At 43.9% G+C, this 21,383-nt stretch carries 16 protein-coding genes; 15 read left to right on the forward strand and 1 reads right to left on the reverse strand.

The genetic code is table 11. The annotated features are described in order from the left end of the window. Positions 1-237: 237 nt before the first annotated feature. The 13 genes from ileS (at position 238) to pyrE (ending at position 16,487) form a co-directional block, all read left to right on the forward strand. Positions 238-3,006, forward strand: a complete 2,769-nt coding sequence (gene ileS / locus ABC374_RS06465; protein WP_413020284.1) for an isoleucine--tRNA ligase — start codon at positions 238-240, stop codon at positions 3,004-3,006. Positions 3,007-3,200: 194 nt separating this feature from the next. Continuing rightward, complete coding sequence (gene lspA, locus ABC374_RS06470) at positions 3,201-3,671, forward strand: signal peptidase II (protein ID WP_350301960.1); 471 nt, start codon at positions 3,201-3,203, stop codon at positions 3,669-3,671. Then, positions 3,664-4,581, forward strand: a complete 918-nt coding sequence (locus tag ABC374_RS06475) for an RluA family pseudouridine synthase (protein ID WP_214750815.1) — start codon at positions 3,664-3,666, stop codon at positions 4,579-4,581. The genes lspA and ABC374_RS06475 overlap by 8 nt, the downstream gene beginning before the upstream one ends. Positions 4,582-4,777: 196 nt before the next feature. Continuing rightward, positions 4,778-5,320 carry a bifunctional pyr operon transcriptional regulator/uracil phosphoribosyltransferase PyrR gene (gene pyrR / locus ABC374_RS06480; protein ID WP_241591299.1) on the forward strand — a complete coding sequence of 181 codons (543 nt, stop codon included), beginning with the start codon at positions 4,778-4,780 and terminating at the stop codon, positions 5,318-5,320. Positions 5,321-5,496: 176 nt separating this feature from the next. Next, on the forward strand, positions 5,497-6,786 hold the full coding sequence (locus tag ABC374_RS06485; RefSeq protein ID WP_101224597.1) for a solute carrier family 23 protein: 1,290 nt from the start codon (positions 5,497-5,499) through the stop codon (positions 6,784-6,786). Positions 6,787-6,983: 197 nt separating this feature from the next. After that, positions 6,984-7,919, forward strand: a complete 936-nt coding sequence (locus ABC374_RS06490) for an aspartate carbamoyltransferase catalytic subunit (protein WP_413016555.1) — start codon at positions 6,984-6,986, stop codon at positions 7,917-7,919. Further along, positions 7,882-9,168, forward strand: coding sequence for a dihydroorotase (locus ABC374_RS06495; RefSeq protein WP_413016557.1), 1,287 nt, complete (start codon positions 7,882-7,884; stop codon positions 9,166-9,168). Before ABC374_RS06490 ends, ABC374_RS06495 begins: the two co-directional genes overlap by 38 nt. Continuing rightward, complete coding sequence (locus ABC374_RS06500) at positions 9,165-10,271, forward strand: carbamoyl phosphate synthase small subunit (protein ID WP_289352246.1); 1,107 nt, start codon at positions 9,165-9,167, stop codon at positions 10,269-10,271. The genes ABC374_RS06495 and ABC374_RS06500 overlap by 4 nt, the downstream gene beginning before the upstream one ends. Then, the gene (carB, locus tag ABC374_RS06505) at positions 10,250-13,456 is read left to right on the forward strand and encodes a carbamoyl-phosphate synthase large subunit (protein WP_350301965.1); all 3,207 of its coding nucleotides are present in this window, start codon (positions 10,250-10,252) and stop codon (positions 13,454-13,456) included. The genes ABC374_RS06500 and carB overlap by 22 nt, the downstream gene beginning before the upstream one ends. Next, positions 13,453-14,232 (forward strand): dihydroorotate dehydrogenase electron transfer subunit, encoded by a 780-nt coding sequence (locus ABC374_RS06510; protein WP_352921538.1) that lies wholly within the window; start codon positions 13,453-13,455, stop codon positions 14,230-14,232. The genes carB and ABC374_RS06510 overlap by 4 nt, the downstream gene beginning before the upstream one ends. After that, on the forward strand, positions 14,229-15,170 hold the full coding sequence (locus tag ABC374_RS06515) for a dihydroorotate dehydrogenase (RefSeq protein ID WP_413016560.1): 942 nt from the start codon (positions 14,229-14,231) through the stop codon (positions 15,168-15,170). Before ABC374_RS06510 ends, ABC374_RS06515 begins: the two co-directional genes overlap by 4 nt. Beyond that, entirely contained in the window at positions 15,142-15,858 is a 717-nt protein-coding gene (pyrF, locus tag ABC374_RS06520; RefSeq protein WP_413016562.1) for an orotidine-5'-phosphate decarboxylase, read from the forward strand. Before ABC374_RS06515 ends, pyrF begins: the two co-directional genes overlap by 29 nt. Continuing rightward, the gene (gene pyrE, locus ABC374_RS06525; protein WP_101224604.1) at positions 15,852-16,487 is read left to right on the forward strand and encodes an orotate phosphoribosyltransferase; all 636 of its coding nucleotides are present in this window, start codon (positions 15,852-15,854) and stop codon (positions 16,485-16,487) included. The genes pyrF and pyrE overlap by 7 nt, the downstream gene beginning before the upstream one ends. 46 nt (positions 16,488-16,533) lie before the next feature. Here pyrE and ABC374_RS06530 read toward each other — a convergent pair whose 3' ends face one another. After that, positions 16,534-18,255: an Rqc2 family fibronectin-binding protein gene (locus ABC374_RS06530; protein ID WP_413016564.1), complete on the reverse strand. Its 1,722-nt coding sequence runs from the start codon at positions 18,253-18,255 to the stop codon at positions 16,534-16,536. 294 nt (positions 18,256-18,549) lie between these two features. On the opposite strand from ABC374_RS06530, the gene ABC374_RS06535 reads away from it, so the two are divergent. Together ABC374_RS06535 and ABC374_RS06540 are read left to right on the forward strand one after the other, a co-directional pair. Beyond that, a complete protein-coding gene (locus ABC374_RS06535) occupies positions 18,550-18,678 on the forward strand; it encodes a hypothetical protein (protein ID WP_260357047.1) in 129 nt (42 codons plus the stop codon). Beyond that, positions 18,678-21,356, forward strand: coding sequence for a calcium-translocating P-type ATPase, SERCA-type (locus ABC374_RS06540; protein ID WP_413020285.1), 2,679 nt, complete (start codon positions 18,678-18,680; stop codon positions 21,354-21,356). The genes ABC374_RS06535 and ABC374_RS06540 overlap by 1 nt, the downstream gene beginning before the upstream one ends. The last annotated feature ends 27 nt before the right edge of the window (positions 21,357-21,383 follow it).

The raw sequence follows: 21,383 nt of genomic DNA on the forward strand, positions 1-21,383 counted from the left end.
TCACCCTTGAGTTCTGAGTTGAACCTGCTTGTGCAGTAAGTAAATGAAGCGTTTCATTCACGTTACGAATGCTCGAGAGGTTGGATTCACTATGTGGATCTTTCTAGCCAGGGTGGTACCGCGGGAAGCAAAGCTTTCTCGTCCCTTTTTTAGGGATGAGAGGGCTTTTTATTTTGGCCGGATATCAAGTCATCGGATCGAATGAATTTTTTTAAAAGACGGATGGAGGATTTTATGATGGAATACAAAGATACCTTATTGATGCCTAAAACTGAATTTCCAATGCGGGGGAATTTACCGAAACGTGAACCGGAAATCCAAGAAAAATGGAAAGAAATGAACATCTATAAAAAAGTGCAAGAACAAACGGAAGGACGTCCTTTATTCATTTTGCATGATGGACCTCCATATGCCAACGGCGATATCCATATGGGCCATGCAATGAATAAGGTTTTAAAGGATTTCATTGTCCGATTTAAATCGATGAGCGGTTTTCAAGCACCGTATGTACCTGGCTGGGATACGCATGGGCTTCCAATCGAAACGGCATTGACGAAAAAAGGCGTGAAACGGAAAGAAATGAGCGTTGCCGAATTCAGAAAGCTTTGTGAAGAGTATGCTTATGGTCAGATTGACAATCAACGTGAGCAGTTTAAGAGAATAGGGGTCCGTGGTGATTGGGAAAATCCTTATATCACATTAAAGCCTGAATATGAAGCACAGCAAATCAAGGTATTCGGTGAAATGGCGAAAAAAGGCTACATTTATAAAGGGAAAAAACCTGTTTACTGGTCCCCATCAAGTGAATCAGCGCTAGCCGAAGCTGAAATTGAATATCAAGACAAACGCTCTGCGTCCATCTATGTTGCTTTTGAAGTCACTGATGGCAAAGGCGTAATCGATGAAGGCGTCAAAATCATCATCTGGACGACAACTCCATGGACGATTCCTGCCAATCTTGGTATCTCATTGCATCCGCAATTAAATTACGTAGTAGTGGCTGTCGAAAATGAAAAATTCTTACTTGCTGAGGCACTGCTTGAATCGGTAACGGAAACATTAGGCTGGGAAAACCCGTCTATCGAAAAAACGGTAAAAGGTAGCGAGTTGGACCGTGCTGTTGCCAAACATCCTCTTTATGACCGCGAATCTTTAGTGATGTTAGGTGAGCACGTAACGACTGAAGCTGGAACGGGCTGTGTTCATACGGCGCCTGGCCATGGTGAAGATGACTTTATCATTGGGCAAAAATATGGCTTGGACGTACTTTGTCCTGTAGATGAAAAAGGAGTCATGACGGAAGAGGCAGGGGAGTTTGCCGGATTATTTTATGATCAAGCGAATAAACCAATTACCGAAAAATTAACTGAAGCAGGCGCGTTATTGAACTTGACGTTCATTACGCACTCTTACCCACATGACTGGCGGACGAAGAAGCCGACGATTTTCCGTGCAACAGCACAATGGTTCGCGTCAATCAAAGACTTCCGCAGTGAGCTTCTGGAAGCGATTGAAGAAACCAAATGGGTACCGGCTTGGGGCGAAACTCGCCTATTCAATATGGTCCGTGACCGCGGGGATTGGTGTATTTCCCGCCAACGCGCTTGGGGCGTGCCAATTCCAGTGTTTTATGCAGAAAATGGCGAGCCGATCATTACGGATGAAACCATCGACCATATTTCAAACCTATTCCGTGAACACGGTTCAAACATCTGGTTTGAGCGTGAAGCGAAAGAACTTCTGCCTGAAGGCTATACACATGAAGGCAGCCCGAATGGTATCTTCACGAAAGAAACGGATATCATGGACGTATGGTTCGATTCCGGTTCTTCCCATCAAGCGGTACTTGAAGAAAGAGAAGACTTGCAGCGTCCTGCTGACCTTTATTTAGAAGGTTCCGATCAATATCGCGGCTGGTTTAACTCATCACTTTCAACAAGTGTTGCGGTTACAGGCAAAGCGCCATATAAAGGTGTACTTAGCCACGGGTTCGCATTGGATGGCGAAGGCCGTAAAATGAGTAAGTCGATTGGGAACGTCGTACTGCCATCCAAAGTCATGAACCAACTTGGAGCAGATATCTTACGCCTTTGGGTAGCTTCGGTGGATTACCAATCGGATGTCAGGGTTTCCGATCCTATTTTAAAACAAGTTTCGGAAGTTTACCGTAAAATCCGTAATACATTCCGCTTCTTGTTAGGGAACTTGGATGGATTCAATCCAAAAACCGATAAAGTGGCAGTTCAAGAATTGCCTGAAGTCGATCGATACATGCTGGTTAAATTGAATAAACTGATCAAACAGTCGAAGCTAAGTTATGAAAATTATGAGTTTGCTACAATTTATAATATGGTCAATAATTTCTGTACACAGGATTTAAGTTCGTTCTACCTCGATTATGCAAAAGACATTCTTTATTGTGAAGCGCCAAATGGTAAAGAGCGTTTGGCCATTCAAACGGTCCTTTACGAATCATTGGTCAGCTTAACGAAATTGGTGTCACCGATCCTTTCTCATACAGCTGATGAAGTATGGGCGTTCATTCCGGGTGTAACGGAAGAAAGTGTACAGTTGACATTGATGCCTGAAGAAATTTCAATTGATGATGCTGAAGTCATTGAAGAAAAATGGACGGCGTTCATGGATGTCCGTGATAATGTTCTGAAAGCATTAGAAGAAGCCCGTAACCAGAAGGTCATTGGAAAATCACTGAACGCTAAAGTGATGGTCTATGTTAATGAAGAAACGAAGAATTTGCTTGATGGCATCAAGGAAAGCTTTGAACAGCTATTCATCGTATCTGAATTCGAAATCGCTGGCGATGTGGCAAGTGCCCCAGCAGAAGCGGTTAAACTTGAGGATATAGCGATCCTTGTTACAAAAGCAGAAGGTGAAACGTGTGAACGTTGCTGGAATGTTTCGAAGGAAGTAGGTCAAGTGGAAGAACATCCAACACTTTGCCCGCGTTGTGCTACAGTCGTGAAAGAGCATTACGTGAATCAATAATTCAAAAAAGGAAAGCCGGTCCCTTTATGAAGGGCCGGCTTTTTTGTGTAAAACCCCCAGAGGGAATTGCCTTTATCCAATCTCCCCTATATTCTTCAAGTACCGACAGCAGATTCTGTTTTTCGGATTAGTCATTATTTCTAGTTTATGCTACAATTCAAAAGTGAAGATTTGATTAGTTTGGGGGAAAAAATGTGTTTTATTATTTGATTGCCCTTTTGGTCATAGCTCTCGATCAGCTGACAAAATGGATGATTGTGAAAAAAATGGAGTACGGAGAAAGCATTGAAATTATTGAAAACCTTCTATATATCACCTCGCATCGTAATCGTGGGGCAGCATGGGGAATTCTACAAGGTCAAATGTGGTTTTTCTACATCATCACCATCGCTGTCATTATTGGACTTGTCTATTATATTCAGAAAATGGCGAAGGAAAGCGTTTTGCTTGGAGCTGCACTTGGTCTCATGCTAGGCGGTGCGATTGGTAATTTCATCGATCGTGTTGTTCGTCAGGAAGTGGTGGATTTCGTTCATACCTATATTTTCAGCTACAGTTTCCCGGTATTCAATGTTGCTGATGCTGCGCTTTCAATTGGTGTCGGACTGCTCGTGATTCATATGTTTTTAGAAGAAAAAAACGCTAAGGAGAAAGATAATGGATAAAAGGTTATACAGCATCGATGAAACACTAAAAGGAGTCAGGATTGATAAGGCTCTTTCCACTTTGAATGAGGAATGGTCACGTACTCAGGTCCAGCAATGGATTAAGGATGATCATGTTTTGGTAAATGGCACGGCGATAAAGACGAATTACAAAGCTGTTCCTGGCGATACAATCGAAGTGACGATTCCGGATCTTGAGGAATTGGATGCGGTAGCAGAGGAAATGGATTTGGATATCTATTATGAAGATGCAGATGTACTTGTGGTTAATAAACCGAGCGGTATGGTCGTCCATCCGGCACCTGGACATGTATCCGGCACGCTTGTAAATGGATTGATGGCTCACTGCAAGGATCTTTCTGGAATCAACGGTGTCATGCGGCCTGGAATCGTCCATCGAATCGATAAAGATACATCAGGTCTATTGATGGTTGCCAAAAATGATATGGCACACGAAAAGCTGGTACAGCAGCTTGTTGACAAAACGGTTACCCGTAAGTATCAAGCTGTAGTTCATGGTGTGATCCCACATGACTTCGGAACGATCGATGCACCGATCGGCCGCGATAAAAAAGATCGCCAAAGCATGACTGTCACAGATTCGAATGCCAAAAATGCTGTCACGCATTTCCGGGTCATCGAACGCTTCAAGGATTTCACTTTAGTGGAATGCCAGCTTGAAACAGGAAGGACACATCAAATTCGTGTTCACATGAAATACATTGGCTTCCCGCTAGCGGGTGATCCGAAATACGGTCCGAAAAAGACCCTGAAATTAGATGGACAAGCATTGCACGCCGGTCTTCTAGGTTTCATTCATCCTCGTACAAATGAGTATATGGAATTCGAAGCTCCGATTCCGGAAGAGTTTGAAAATCTAATTAATCAATTGCGTAGAAGTAAGGATTGACAAATTCGTTTTTCTGATATATTATAATAACAACTTAATAAGAACCTTTAACACAGTTCAGAGAGACTGAGAAGGAAACGGATACGCAAAATGGGATAATTATGCCCATGGCGATAAAATCCTCATGCCTTCTTGGCATGAGGATTTTTTGTTGAAATTGACCTATCAGAAAAATGGAATCGGGGTGGCCGACGTGTTGAATGAGAAAGCCATAGTACTTGATGAGAAGGCCATTAGCAGAGCCTTGACGAGAATTGCCCATGAAATTATTGAGAAAAATAAGGGTATAGAAGATTGCGTCTTAATCGGGATACGTACACGCGGGATTTTCCTCGCAGACCGACTTGCAAAGCGCATCAATCAAATAGAAGGCAAGGAAATAGAACTGGGTGAACTGGATATTACACTTTATCGCGATGACCTTTCGAAAAAGACCAATGATGGGGAACCCATCGTAAAAGGTTCAGATATTCCGGTCAATATCACCGACAAGAAAGTGATTTTAGTGGATGATGTTCTTTTCACAGGCAGAACCGTTAGAGCGGCAATGGATGCTCTGGTGGATTTGGGAAGACCTTCGCAAATTCAGCTTGCCGTATTAGTGGATAGGGGACATAGGGAATTGCCGATTCGAGCGGATTTCGTCGGAAAAAACGTTCCGACTTCCCAATCTGAAAAAATTACCGTTACGTTAACAGAAGTAGATGAAGTAGATCAAGTTACTATATTAGAAAACTAAACAACATGAAAATTTCATATTACCCTTTTAAAGACAGTCCAGAGAGGCTGGCAAAGGGGAGTCAATCGGGAGAGCTATGCTTATGCATAGGCATTCGCCTTCTGAGAAACCCTCTTTGTATACTGCAAAGAGGGTTTTTGCAGTTTTGATGGAATTTTCATGAGGGGGATACGGAAATGGAAGAAACAAAAAGGGATATCGTACTGGATGTCGAGGACGTACCAAAGGCTGGCCAGTGGATTACGTTAAGCATCCAGCATTTGTTCGCCATGTTCGGTGCAACGGTGCTGGTGCCATTCTTGGTAGGGTTAAGCCCGGCGGTAGCGTTGGTTTCAAGCGGGTTGGGCACACTTTCATACTTATTGATAACCAAAGGTCAGATACCAGCTTATCTCGGGTCATCTTTCGCTTTCATTACGCCAATCATCGCTGCAAAGGCATTAGGTGGTCCGGAGGCGGCCATGATCGGCTGTTTTGCAGCAGGGTTCATATATGGGATAGTAGCATTGATTATCCAAAAAGTCGGATTGCGCTGGTTAATGAATATACTTCCTCCGGTTGTGGTAGGCCCGGTCATCATCGTAATCGGATTAAGCCTTGCCGGAACGGCCGTGGACATGGCAATGTATGATCCTCAAGATAAATACAGCGTCACTTATATAGTTATAGCGCTGATCACTTTAGCGGTAACCATCATCTGTAACGTGTTCTTTAAAGGATTCATTAACTTAATCCCGATTTTAATGGGAATCATAGTGGGCTACGCCTGTTCGGCTGTTGCAGGAATAATAGATTATGAACCGATCAAGTCAGCACAATGGTGGGAAATGCCTGACTTCATGTTGCCATATGTAACCTATACACCGACCTTCTCATGGGAGGTCATTGCCATCATGGTACCCGTCGCCATCGTAACTTTATCAGAACATATTGGTCACCAGATGGTACTGAGCAAAGTAGTCGGCAGAAACTTTTTGGAAAAGCCCGGTTTGCATCGCTCGATTTTAGGAGATGGAGCAGGAATCATGATTGGTTCCTTCATCGGTGGTCCGCCGCTGACATCATATGGTGAAAATATTGGGGTCCTGACGATGACAAAGGCGTACAGTGTGTATATCATCGGCGGGGCAGCATTGACTGCCATCATCTTTGGCTTTAACGGTAAGATTTCAGCAGTGATCAGCTCGATACCCAGCGCGGTGATGGGCGGCATTTCCATCTTGCTCTTCGGTATCATCGCATCAAGCGGATTAAGGATGCTGATTGATAATAAGGTCGATTTTGACAAGAAAAGAAACCTGATGATAGCTTCAGTCATCCTGGTGTTAGGAATCGGAGGAGCGTTCGTACAACTATCGGAAACGGTTTCGCTTTCCGGAATGGCACTTTCAGCCATCGTCGGAATCCTTCTTAACTTGATTCTTCCGGACCGGGAAAAAATATCCGGAGATATATTTGAAAAATAAGATACTGCATCAAAAAAATAAATCACCTTTTAAAAGAAGTCCAGAGAGGCTTAAAAGGGTGTTGCTGTAAAGATGAATGAGAACGGGATAAAGTGTAAACCATTCCGTGTCCTCACAATCTTTATGACCTACACCCTGTCCTTAATGGCGGGGTGTTTTTTATGCCCCGCATCACAAATGTGAAAGGAGCAGGATCAATGAAAAGATTATTGACCATGAAAGAATTGACTTTACCTGATATTGAAAGGATTTTACATGAGGCAGAGGGTTTTGCCAATGGCTCCAGCTGGAATCCAAAGCAGCAGACTACAGTTGCCAATCTCTTCTTTGAACCAAGCACGCGTACAAAATCAAGCTTTGAAATGGCTGAAAGAAAACTGGGACTTGAGGTCATTCCTTTTGATGCGGGTACTTCATCCGTGTTAAAAGGCGAAACCTTATATGACACTGTTAAAACGTTGGAAGCAATAGGTGTAAATGCCTTGATCATCCGTCATGAACAGGATAATTATTTTGACGAATTGAATGAGAAGATCGGGATTCCAATAATCAATGCAGGGGATGGCTGCGGAAATCACCCAACCCAATCATTACTGGACTTATTGACGATAAAACAAGAGTTTAAAAGTTTCAAAGGTCTGAAGATTGCGATAATCGGTGATGTGATGCATAGTCGGGTTGCAAAATCCAATGCAGAAGCATTAACCCGTTTAGGAGCGAATGTCGTATTTTCGGGTCCGCCTGAATGGTTTGACACAACAAACAGTTTAGGAAGGTATGAAGACATCGATCATGCGGTAGCTACAGCGGATGTGGTCATGCTGCTCAGAATACAGCATGAAAGGCATGTTGAAAAATACGATCAGGCAAATGGAGATTATCTGGAAAGTTTCGGCCTGACCAAACAACGTGAAAAAAATATGAAACCGGATGCGATCATCATGCATCCTGCACCAATAAACCGCGGTGTTGAAATAGACAGTGATTTAGTCGAATGCAGCCGCTCAAGAATTTTCAAACAAATGGAGAATGGCGTGTTCATTAGAATGGCCGTATTAAAAAATGTGCTTGAACAATCCGAAGGGGGAAACATTCATGAAAACAGTAATCAAAAATGGAGTATTGCTAGATAATCAAAACTCATTCAAAAAAGCGGACATTGAAATGGAAGGCAAGGTCATCACAAAAATCGGCGAGAACTTGGCAACGGAAAATTGTAAGGTAGTTGACGCTGAAGGGTTACTTATTTCATCAGGATTTGTTGACCTGCATGTCCATCTACGTGAACCGGGCGGTGAACATAAAGAAACAATCGCAAGCGGGACGCTTGCAGCGGCAAGAGGAGGTTTCACTACGGTAGCGGCGATGCCGAATACAAGGCCAGTTCCTGATACAGTGGAGAACCTTGAGGCGCTTAACAGGAAAATTGAAGAAACGGCTCATGTCAGGGTACTCCCATATGCATCCATTACGATTAGGGAAGCAGGCAAGGAGCTGACCGACTTTTCTTCATTAAAACAAACGGGTGCTTTCGCCTTTACGGACGATGGTGTAGGAATTCAACAAGCCGGGATGATGCTGGAAGCGATGAAACGGGCAGCCGCTCAAGATATGGCCATAGTTGCTCATTGTGAAGACAATAGCTTAATCAATAAAGGCTCCGTCCATGAAGGAAGATTCTCAAAAGAACAGGGAATCAATGGAATTCCGTCCGTATGTGAAGCTGTACATATTGCCCGGGATATCCTTCTTGCCGAAGCGGCGGACTGCCATTATCACGTGTGCCATATATCCACGAAGGAATCGGTAAGGACGGTAAGGGATGCAAAACGTGCAGGTATCCGAGTTACAGCCGAAGTTACACCGCATCACTTATTATTGTGTGAAGATGATATACCGGGACTTGATACGAATTATAAAATGAACCCGCCATTAAGGGGCCGTGAAGATCGCGACGCGTTGATTGAAGGACTGCTTGACGGAACCATCGATTTTATAGCAACAGACCATGCCCCGCATGCGGCAGAGGAAAAGGCGCAGGGGATGCAGCTGGCTCCTTTCGGAATAGTAGGATTGGAAACGGCCTTCCCGCTGCTTTACACCGAATTGGTTAAAAAGGGCGTCATAACATTAAAGCAATTGATCGATTTCATGACAATCAAACCATGTGAAAGTTTCTCCCTTCCTTATGGAGAGCTAAAGGAAGGTGCTACTGCGGATATCGTGCTCATCGATTTGGAAACGGAAAAAGAAATCAATGCTGAAGAGTTTGCTTCAAAAGGGAAAAATACACCTTTTAATGAAAAGAAATGTTATGGCTGGCCAGTCATGACGATTGCAGAAGGAAAAATAGCTTGGGAAAAAGGACGTGTTCAAGGATGAAAAGACAGCTAATTTTAGAAGATGGGACAGTATTCCTTGGGGAAGCATTCGGAGGGGACGTAGAAAAAATCGGTGAAGTCGTTTTTAACACAGGAATGACGGGGTACCAGGAGATTCTATCCGATCCATCGTATTGCGGTCAAATCGTTACACTTACGTATCCATTAATCGGGAACTACGGGATAAACCGGGATGACTTTGAATCCATCAATCCAGCCATAGCAGGATTCGTCGTTAAGGAAACAGCAGAACTTCCTTCCAACTGGCGAAACCAATTATCACTAGATGAATATCTGAAAATGAAGAACATACCTGGAATAAGCGGAATAGATACGAGAAAGCTGACAAGAATCATCAGGAAATCAGGTGCACTTAAAGGGGCGCTTTGCAATATCAATAAAGATGCAAATGAAGTGGTTTCCCAATTGAAAGCAACGGTGATTCCTTCTAATCAGGTAAAACAGGTTTCAACAAAAGCACCTTATTCCAGCCCGGGCAGAGGCCCGCGGGTAGTTCTTGTAGACTACGGCATGAAGCACGGGATTTTACGTGAGTTGACGAAGCGCGGCTGTGATGTCGTGGTTGTGCCTTATAACGTCACGGCCGAAGAAGTGATGCAATATCATCCGGATGGCGTGATGCTTTCAAACGGTCCTGGAGATCCGAAAAGTGTTCATGAGACGCTCGAAATGATCCGTACAATCCAAACGCAAGTGCCGTTATTCGGAATCTGTTTAGGACATCAATTATTCGCACTTGCAAACGGGGCGGATACAGCAAAATTAAAATTCGGCCATCGAGGTTCGAATCATCCGGTTAGGGACCTTCGTACCGGAAAAGTATCCATCACATCTCAAAATCATGGATATACAGTTGAAGAGCTTTCCATAGAAAGTACAGATCTTATTGTGACACATACAGCATTGAATGACGATACGATTGAAGGTCTGCGCCATAAAAAGTATCCGGCTTTCACCGTACAATATCACCCGGAAGCATCACCAGGTCCGGAAGATGCCAACTACTTATTCAATGAATTCTTACAAATGATTGAAGCTGCAACCAACAAGGGGGAAAAAACATGCCAAAACGCACTGATATAAAAAGCATCCTAGTAATTGGTTCCGGTCCGATCGTCATCGGACAGGCCGCCGAGTTCGATTATGCAGGAACCCAAGCGTGTATAGCCTTAAAAGAAGAAGGTTATCGAGTGATCCTGATTAACTCTAACCCTGCTACAATCATGACAGACACTGAAATGGCTGACGCGGTTTATATCGAACCGATCACATTGGAATTTGTCAGCAAAATCATTCGTAAAGAGCGCCCGGATGCACTGTTACCTACCTTGGGCGGACAGACTGGCTTGAACATGGCCGTTGAGCTTGCCGAATCAGGAATCCTGGAGGAATGCAATGTCCAGATTCTTGGTACCAAACTTTCGGCTATCCAACAAGCGGAAGACCGTGACCTTTTCCGTACGCTAATGAACGATCTTGGGGAACCAGTGCCTGACAGCGACATTATTCATAACTTGGAAGAAGCTTATACATTCGTTGAACGAGTCGGCTATCCGGTCATTGTTCGTCCAGCCTTCACGCTTGGCGGAACAGGCGGTGGGATTTGTGATAACGAAGAGCAGCTTATCGAGATCGTTGAGGGTGGCCTGAAAAGCAGTCCGGTTCACCAATGTCTGCTTGAGAAGAGCATTGCCGGTTTCAAAGAAGTGGAATATGAAGTGATGCGTGATTCCAATGATAATGCAATAGTCGTTTGTAATATGGAAAACTTCGATCCTGTCGGTGTCCATACAGGCGATTCAATAGTTGCGGCACCAAGCCAAACATTAAGTGACAGAGAGTATCAAATGCTTCGAAATACGTCTTTGAAGATTATCCGCGCCTTGAAAATTGAAGGTGGATGTAATGTTCAGCTTGCGCTAGACCCAAACAGCTATCAATATTATGTCATTGAAGTGAACCCAAGGGTCAGCCGTTCTTCGGCACTTGCTTCAAAAGCTACTGGGTATCCAATTGCAAAGCTAGCAGCAAAGATAGCCGTTGGTTTGACGCTAGATGAAATGATGAACCCTGTCACAGGCAAAACCTATGCCAGCTTTGAACCGGCACTGGACTATGTCGTTACGAAAATTCCGCGCTGGCCTTTCGATAAGTTCGAAAGCGCCAACCGTAGACTTGGGACCCAAATGAAAGCGACCGGAGAAGTCATGGCAATTGGCCGTACATTCGAGGAATCCATCTTAAAAGCTGTCCGTTCCCTTGAAGCGGGTATATACCATCTTAACTTGAATGACGAGTTTGAGGATGAAAAAATAGAGAAACGGATCCGAAAAGCCGGAGATGAACGGTTATTCTATATCGGTGAAGCTATAAGAAGGGGCAAAACGATCGAAACCATTCATGAATGGAGCCAGATCGATTTATTCTTCTTGCATAAGTTGAAAAAGATAATCGACTTTGAAAAGCAGCTTAAAGAACATTCATTTGATTGTGAAGTATTGCAAAAGGCTAAAGAACTAGGGTTTTCTGACAAAACGATCGCGGAAATATGGGAAGTTCCCGAAATTGACGTCTATGAGTACCGGAAACAGCAAGGAATCATCCCTGTTTACAAAATGGTTGATACATGTGCTGCCGAATTCGAATCGGAAACACCGTATTTTTATGGGACATATGAAGATGAGAATGAATCCATCGTTACCGACAAGAAAAGTGTCATTGTTCTGGGATCAGGTCCAATTCGGATCGGGCAAGGAGTAGAGTTTGATTATGCGACCGTACATTCGGTATGGGCCATTAAAGAAGCGGGATATGAAGCGATCATCATCAACAACAATCCCGAAACAGTTTCGACGGATTTCAGTATCTCCGACAAACTTTATTTCGAACCATTGACTATTGAAGATGTCATGCATGTCATCGATTTGGAAAAACCGGAAGGGGTCATCGTCCAGTTTGGCGGACAGACAGCAATCAACCTTGCAGATGGACTAGTTGAAAGAGGAGTGAAAATCCTAGGTACTTCACTTGAAGACCTGGATAGGGCGGAAAATCGCAATAAATTTGAAAAAGCACTTAAGGATTTAGGCATTCCGCAGCCAAAGGGTAAAACCGCAACATCGGTTGATGAAGCGATCGTCATCGCTGAAGATATTGGTTACCCTGTTTTAGTAAGGCCATCGTATGTTCTCGGAGGAAGAGCGATGGAAATCGTCTATAAACAAGAAGAATTGCTGCATTACATGAAAAATGCCGTGAAAATAAATCCGGACCATCCTGTCCTGATAGACCGCTACTTAACGGGTAAGGAAATCGAAGTCGATGGTATTTCCGATGGTGAAACGGTCGTTATCCCTGGAATCATGGAGCATATCGAACGTGCCGGCGTCCATTCAGGTGATTCGATTGCAGTTTATCCGCCGCAAAATTTAACTGAAAAACAAAAAGAAGTAATCATCGACTATACGACCCGATTGGCAAAAGGATTGAATATAATTGGTCTTTTGAACATTCAATATGTCATCAGCAACGAAGAAGTGTATGTAATTGAAGTAAATCCACGTTCGAGCCGGACCGTTCCATTCTTAAGTAAAATTACGAATGTGCCGATGGCTAACTTAGCCACGAAGGTCATCTTGGGCCACACACTAGAAAGCCAAGGTTACAAATCTGGGTTAGTGCCAGAACAAACTGGGGTCTTTGTGAAAGTGCCGGTCTTCTCTTTTGCAAAATTAAGAGGCGTGGACATTTCTCTCGGACCTGAAATGAAATCGACTGGTGAAGTAATGGGGAAAGATAGCACCCTTGAAAAGGCTTTATATAAAGGATTGGTTGCTTCCGGCTTCAAAATTAAGGGGCATGGTTCGGTGTTATTGACGATATCGGATAAAGATAAGCAAGAAGCGCTACTTTTAGCAAGACGTTTCCACAATATCGGTTTCAAGCTGATAGCCACCAGCGGAACTGCGGCCCTATTGCAGCAATCGGGCATCCCGACTGCGATTGTCGGTAAAATTGGCGAAGAAGGTACAAACCTGCTGGATGTTATCCGGAACGGGGAAGCGCAATTTGTCATAAATACTTTGACAAAAGGCAAGCAGCCGGCCCGGGATGGTTTCAGAATCCGACGTGAATCGGTTGAAAATGGAGTGACATGCTTAACATCACTTGATACGGCAGAAGCTATTTTAAGAGTGATAGAATCCATGACCTTCTCGGCAGAAGCAATGGGAAAAACGGAAAAAAGTCGTGAGGTGAGCTATATATGATCAAGAAGGAACGAATGAAGGTGTTAAATCATAAGGAGCTGGCCCCATCCATCTTTGAACTTACTCTGCAAGGTGAATTGGTTTCAGAGATGAAGCAACCAGGCCAGTTTGTCCAGGTCAAGACTACAGAAGGCACTGAGCCATTGTTAAGACGCCCGATTTCAATTTCTTCTTACAACAGCAGTGAAAAACAGTTCACGATGATATACCGGGCTGAAGGGAAAGGAACGACGCTGTTATCACAGCGTAAAGAGGCGGAAGCGGTCGATATTCTTGGACCCCTTGGCAACGGATTTCCCGTTCATGAGGCCAAAAAGGGAGAAACGGCATTATTGGTTGGCGGCGGGATTGGTGTCCCGCCCCTGTATCAACTATCACAGATGTTGGTTGCGAAAGGTGTTAAGGTAATCCATGTATTGGGCTTCCAGACCAAGTCAGCCATCTTTTACGAAAAAGAATTCAGTGAATTAGGTGATACCCATATTGCCACGGTGGATGGTTCATATGGGACAAAAGGATTTGTTACGACTGTAATAGACAACCTGGAGCAAGAGTTTGCAACGATCTTTTCCTGCGGGCCTACACCAATGTTAAGAGCGTTGGAAGCGGGCTATCGTGAGAAAAAGCTTTACCTGTCCCTCGAGGAAAGGATGGGATGCGGCATCGGTGCATGCTTTGCCTGCGTGTGTCATACAGGGGATGATCCAACTGGTTTCAGTTATAAAAAGGTATGCAGCGATGGACCCGTATTCCGGGCAGGAGAGGTGGTACTATGAGCAGGCTTTCAGTTGAATTACCAGGATTACATTTGAAAAATCCAGTCATGCCAGCATCTGGATGCTTTGGATTCGGCCGTGAATACAGTCAATTTTTCAACTTGGATATTCTTGGGGCGATCATGATCAAAGCGACCACTCCTGAGCCGAGGTTCGGTAACCCGACTCCGCGTGTTGCGGAAACCTCTTCGGGAATGCTGAACGCCATCGGTCTGCAGAATCCAGGTTTAGAAAAGGTCATCAGTGAAGAACTGGCCTGGCTAGGTGGGTATGATGTTCCCATCATCGCCAACATTGCAGGTTCGCAAATAGCTGACTATGTAAAGGTTGCCAGGGAAATAAGTAAGGTGGGGAATGTAAAAGCACTTGAATTGAATATCTCTTGTCCGAATGTAAAAGAAGGAGGCATAGCTTTCGGTACTGTACCGGAAGTTGCCAAAGAGGTAACCAAGGCGGTAAAGGAAGTATCTTCCGTTCCTGTATATGTGAAGCTTTCTCCGAATGTCAGTAATATTGTGGAAATGGCCAAAGCTGTAGAAGAAGGCGGGGCAGACGGGCTGACAATGATAAATACATTAGTCGGCATGCGATTGGATTTAAAGACAGGCAAACCGATTCTTTCGAACAGAACGGGAGGTTTATCTGGCCCTGCAATAAAACCTGTTGCGCTCCGGATGATTTATGAGGTAAGCCAGCAAGTGTCGATTCCAATAATCGGAATGGGCGGCATCGCTACAGCGGAAGACGTCATTGAATTTTTCTATGCGGGTGCCAGTGCTGTTGCGGTGGGAACCGCGAACTTCGTGGATCCCTTTGTATGCCCGACCATCATTGAAGAATTACCGAAATTGTTGGATGAGCTGGGATTTGACCATATTTCAGAATGTACCGGAAGGAGCTGGAAGCAGAATGAAACAGTCACTAATTATCGCTCTTGATTTCCCTGACTTCATTAAAACGGAGAAATTCCTAAAACAGTTCCACTCGGAAAAACTGGCTGTAAAAGTGGGGATGGAATTATTTTATCAGAATGGACCATCAATAATCTCTTTCGTAAAAGAGCAAGGCCACGATGTGTTTTTGGACTTGAAGCTTCATGATATTCCGAATACGGTAAAAATGGCCATGACAGGATTGGCAACTTTAGGTGCCGACTTGGTCAATGTTCATGCGGCGGGTGGCCAAAAGATGATGGAGGCAGCTATCGAAGGCCTGGATAAGGGAACATCTGCTGGTAAAAAGCGTCCATTATGCATAGGGGTTACCCAACTGACGAGCACGTCACAAGAACAAATGAATGTTGAGCAAAACATTGCCGGATCTCTGGAGGATTCGGTCCTCCACTATGCAAAACTTACTAAACAGGCAGGTTTGGATGGCGTCGTATGTTCCACCCATGAAGTAAAGAACATACATGAACGCATCGGTCATGAATTTTTAACGGTCACACCTGGAATCCGAAATGCAGGAGGACAGACGCATGATCAAAAGAGAATTGCCACGCCTGAACAGGCTAGGGAATTTGGAGCGGATGCCATCGTTGTAGGAAGAGCCATAACGGGGGCAGAAGATCCATTAAGGGCTTATTTGGATATGAAAGCAGCTTGGGAGGGAATATCATGTTAAATAATAAGATAGCTGAACATCTATTGGAAATAAAAGCAGTGTACTTACAGCCGAATGACCCATTTACTTGGGCATCTGGAATTCAATCACCCATTTATTGTGACAACCGCTTAACCCTTTCGTACCCAGAGGTTCGCAATGAAATAGCGGAAGGATTGAAAGGATTGATTGAACAGCACTTCCCTGAGGCTGAACTGATTGCAGGCACAGCAACTGCCGGCATTCCGCATGCAGCTTGGGTGAGTGAAAAATTAAATGCACCGATGTGCTATGTTCGATCCAAAGCCAAGGAGCACGGAAAGGGCAATCAAATCGAAGGCCGCGCTGTTCCAGGACAAAAAGTGGTGGTTGTGGAAGACTTGATTTCAACTGGCGGAAGTGTAATTACTGCTGTTAACGCGCTGAAGGAAGCAGGCTGTGATGTTCTAGGAGTCGTTTCGATCTTTACTTATGAATTGGAAAAGGGAAAAGAAAAATTCGATGCTGAGGGCATTATTAACCATTCGTTGAGTGACTACTCGACTTTGATAAAAGTCGCTAATGAAAAAGGGTACATCACGGCAGATGAATTGGAAAAGCTAAAAAAATGGCGGGAGAATCCGGCTGATACAGCTTGGATTTCAGCATGAAAATAGAGGTGGCCCAATCACGGAGGATTGGGCCACCTCTATTTTTTTACTCCTTTACCGCTTCCTTTAAGCGTATGACGGTATCGGCATCAGGTGTAATATATACGGTCTGCTGCTGCTCATAGATCACGAACCCGGGCTTGGAACCATTCGGTTTCTTAACATGGCGAACTTGTGTGAAGTCAACGGGCACTGAGCTCGATTGCTTAGCTTTACTGAAGAAAGCTGCTAATACGGCTGCCTCTTTTATCGTTTCTTCACTTGGCGATTCATTTCGAATCACAACATGTGAGCCAGGTATATCTTTGGTATGAAGCCATATTTCATCACGGCGTGCAAACTTATTGGTTAGGTAATCATTTTGTTTATTATTCTTTCCGACAAAAATGAGATCTCCATCTGTAGCATAATATGTTTCAAGCTGCGGTTTTGCATTTGCAGGCTTTTTCATGCCTTTTTTCTTTTTTTGCCGAATGTATCCTTCTTCCTGAAGTTCTTCGCGAATCTCCTCTATATCTCTGGGTGACGCTGATTGAAGCTGCTGATGCAAGGCTTCAAAGTAGGCCAATTCCAATTTTGTTTTTTCGATTTGTTCTTGGACGACTCCGACTGCATTTTTGGACTTTTGGTATCTGGAGAAGTACTTTTGTGCATTATCTGATGGATTTTTTAATGGGTCAAGCGGGATGGTGACCATACTTTGATCTTCATCATAATAATTGACGACTTCTATTTCCTTCATACCTTTTTTCATTTGATATAGATTAGCTGTAAGCAGCTCACCGAACAACTGATACTGTTCCCCGCGTTCCGTATCTTTTAATGTACGTTCGAGCTTCCCGATTTTTTTTGAGTTCTTTTCAATTTCATTCGTAATGAAACGTTCTACATCCTGGCTCTTTTGCTTAACCCGATCTCTTTCTGCCTTTCCGAAGTAATAGCGGTCGAGCATCTCGCTCAATGAAGAAAACGTACGTTGATTGCCAGTCAGGTGCTCTAGTGAAAGCATATAAAAAACTTCTTTATTTCCATCTTGTTTGATCGTGGCGGAATACTTCTGCTCCGAGATTTCCTGGATAATACTTAAAAATGCTGAAGGAAGGGTCGTGCTGTTGGCAAGTCCAGCCCGGTAGACGGCTTCCTTTGCAACTAATGGTGAAACTCCGGAAAAATGGGCAACAAGCTGTCGATCCAGCTTTCCTGCATTGAAGTCGATATTCTTCCTGATATTGTCCTCGGTAGCATCGAAGGGATTATTCTTTTCTTGTGCGGGTGGAGCCTTATATTCCTGGCCGGGCAATATCGCCCGATAACTGTTTACTGCATGTGAAACATGCTTAATGCTGTCCAAAATCATATTCCGTTCTTTATCGACTAAAACAATGTTGCTGTGACGCCCCATGATTTCGATGATTAACTGCTTTTGGGAGACATCACCAAGCTCATTGCGGCCCTTCACTTCAAAAATGATCATCCTATCAAGTTCATATTGATAAATATTTTCTATCGTGTAGCCTTCGAGGTGCTTCCTAAGAAGCATGCAGAACATGGGTGCTTCTTTGGGATTTTCATAGCTTTCCTCGGTCATTTGCACCCTCGAATAACTTGGGTGGGCTGACAATAAGAGCTTATGGTTCTTACCTCCAGCACGAATAACCAGTATTACTTCATTTTTATAAGGCTGATGTACCTTATTGATTCGTCCACCTTTTAATATAGAAGCGATTTCTTCCGTCATCGCTTTCGTAAATAATCCATCAAATGACATTCTATTTTTACTTCCTTTACATAAGATTTTCTAAGATACTCATTTTGCTAGGCGTTATCAGTGCATCAGGACTCCCCATTTTAGCTAATCACAAATTTAACCGAACTGGGTGAAAAGCTGAAGCTGCCGTTCGGGAATATTGAATGGATGCTATTTTTATAGGTTCCTGAGACTAATCCTAAATTTGACCATCCATCATGATTAGCTCTCGTTCATTCATTATATTATCCGCATCGTTCTTCTTTCCGCAATTCTGTTTAATTATAGCATTATTTTGGACGAGTCTGAATAATCATGGAAGAAGAGCAGGTTGTTTTATGTATCGGTAAGCAGGCAGGTGTTGGATGGGTAAAGCAAAAAGCGCCTGTTGAGATGTATACAGGAGCCTATTTCATTCTATTCAAAGGGATGTGTGATACTTGATGGAGTTCAAGGAAATGAATAATCAAGAAATGGAGAAAGCGCTTCAAACAAACGTTACACACGGTTTGGACGATGATGAAGTAAAGGACAGGCTGCGAAAGCATGGCTTTAACGAATTGAAGGAAGGAGAAAAACAGTCTGCCATTCTTTTATTCTTCGCCCAATTCAAAGATTTCATGGTCATAGTTTTACTTGCCGCGACATTGGTCTCCGGGATATTGGGTGAATATATCGATGCGATTGCCATCATGGCGATTGTTTTTTTGAATGGATTACTTGGTTTTTTTCAAGAACGGAAGGCAGAAAAATCCTTGGATGCCCTAAAGGAAATGGCCGCGCCGCAAGTTAACGTGCTTCGTGGGGGACAGTGGTTGAAAATCCCATCGAAAGAAGTCGTTGTGGGGGATATCCTGAAGTTTTCGAGCGGTGACCGAATTGGTGCCGATTTACGGATCGTCGACCATTCAAGCCTTGAAATAGAAGAGTCGGCACTTACTGGCGAGTCACTCCCGGCCGTTAAATGTTCCGATCCATTGATGAATGAAGTCGAAGGTATCGGTGATCAGGAAAATATGGCTTTTATGGGAACGATGGTGACAAGAGGAAATGGAGTCGGAATCGTAACCGCTACAGGTATGGATACGGCGATGGGCAAGATTGCGGATCTCCTGCAGACTGCAGAAACAAAAGAAACACCGCTACAGCGGAGGTTGGAGCAGCTAGGCAAAATTTTGATCGTCACGGCTTTAATATTAACTGTAATCGTGGTCCTGACTGGTGTCATTCAAGGGCATGACCTTTATACGATGTTTTTGGCCGGGGTATCATTGGCTGTTGCGGCGATTCCCGAAGGCTTGCCAGCCATTGTGACCGTAGCCTTGTCTTTAGGCGTTCAGCGAATGATCAAACAAAAAGCGATTGTCCGCAAACTTCCTGCCGTAGAAACGCTAGGCTGCGCAACGGTGATTTGCTCAGATAAGACAGGAACACTGACCCAAAACAAAATGACGGTGACGAAGGTTTGGAGTGGAGGGAAAACTTGGGATGTCAGCGGTACTGGTTATAAACCTGTCGGAGAGTTTTCTTTAGAGGGAGTTTCCGTTGCCCCGAGAAACCATAATGCATTGTTGCAAATAATTACATTTGGCATGCTCTGTAACAAGGCTGAGTTAAAGGAGAATGGTAAACAATATATTTTAGACGGTGATCCGACAGAAGGGGCGATGTTGGTTGCGGCAATGAAAGCGGGATTGACGAGGGAACACCTGTCTAAGAGGTTTACGATAGTCAAGGAGTTTCCGTTTGACTCGAGCCGCAAAATGATGAGTGTCATAGTGAAGGATGATAAAGATAATCATTTTGTAATCGCAAAAGGGGCCCCTGACGTATTGATCGCCCAGTCCGATACGATTCTTTGGGAAGGAAGGTCGGAAATATTAAATCGGGAGAGTAAGGAAAGGGTACAGCAGGACATGAATGAGCTTGCCTCGCAGGCACTTAGAATGATTGCTGTTGGTTATAAACCCCTTTCAAAAGGAACGATTTTGCTTCAAGAAACCGAAGCTGAGCGCAATTTGACTTTCATGGGACTGCAGGGCATGATCGATCCCCCGCGTCCGGAGGTGAAGCAGGCAGTTAAGGAATGCCGGGATGCCGGGATCAAAACTGTCATGATTACTGGCGACCATGTAATAACCGCAAAGGCAATAGCTAAAGAACTTGGTATTTTAAAAGGAAAAGAACGTGTACTTGAAGGACGGCAATTGGCGGACATGGATGTCGGGGAACTTGAGGAAGTTGTTGAAAGTGTTTCGGTATTTGCCCGCGTTTCCCCGGAACATAAGTTGAAAATCGTAAAAGCCTTGCAAAATAAAGGACATGTCGTTGCAATGACAGGGGATGGAGTCAATGATGCCCCTGCAATAAAATCAGCGGATATTGGTATATCCATGGGCATCACGGGTACTGATGTCGCGAAGGAAGCTTCTTCCTTGATATTGGTTGATGATAATTTTGCCACAATTAAATCGGCCATCAAAGAAGGCAGGAATATTTATGAAAACATCAGGAAGTTCATCCGTTATCTGCTTGCTTCCAATGTGGGGGAGATCTTGGTCATGTTTTTTGCGATGCTATGTGCCTTGCCTTTACCTTTGATACCAATCCAGATCTTATTCGTGAACCTTGTAACTGACGGACTGCCCGCGATGGCGTTGGGCCTGGATGCCGCCGAAGAAGATGTAATGAAAAGAAATCCAAGAAATGCCAATGAAGGTGTTTTTGGAAGAGGGCTTGGTTGGAAGATCATCTCACGCGGTTTTCTGATCGGGGTTTCTACATTGATCGCATTTTATGTTGTATATCGTGCAAATCCGGAAAACCTTGCTTATGCACAAACGATTGCTTTCGCTACCTTGGTACTGGCTCAGCTTATACATGTATTCGATTGCCGAAGTGAACGTTCGATCTTCTCGAGAAATCCATTCGGTAACCTTTATCTAGTGGGGGCGGTATTATCCTCCCTATTATTGATGGTAGCCGTCATGTATGTGCAGCCTTTACAAACAATCTTTCATACGGTACCGATTTCGGGAAGGGATTGGCTATTAGTAATAGGAATGGCATCCATTCCAACTTTTTTACTGGCTGGAACCTTTTTAGCAAGAAAAGCACAATGATATATGATATAATCTTTAAGGTGGTAG

The sequence above is a fragment of the Peribacillus phoenicis genome (assembly GCF_047238085.1).
Taxonomy (GTDB): domain Bacteria; phylum Bacillota; class Bacilli; order Bacillales; family DSM-1321; genus Peribacillus.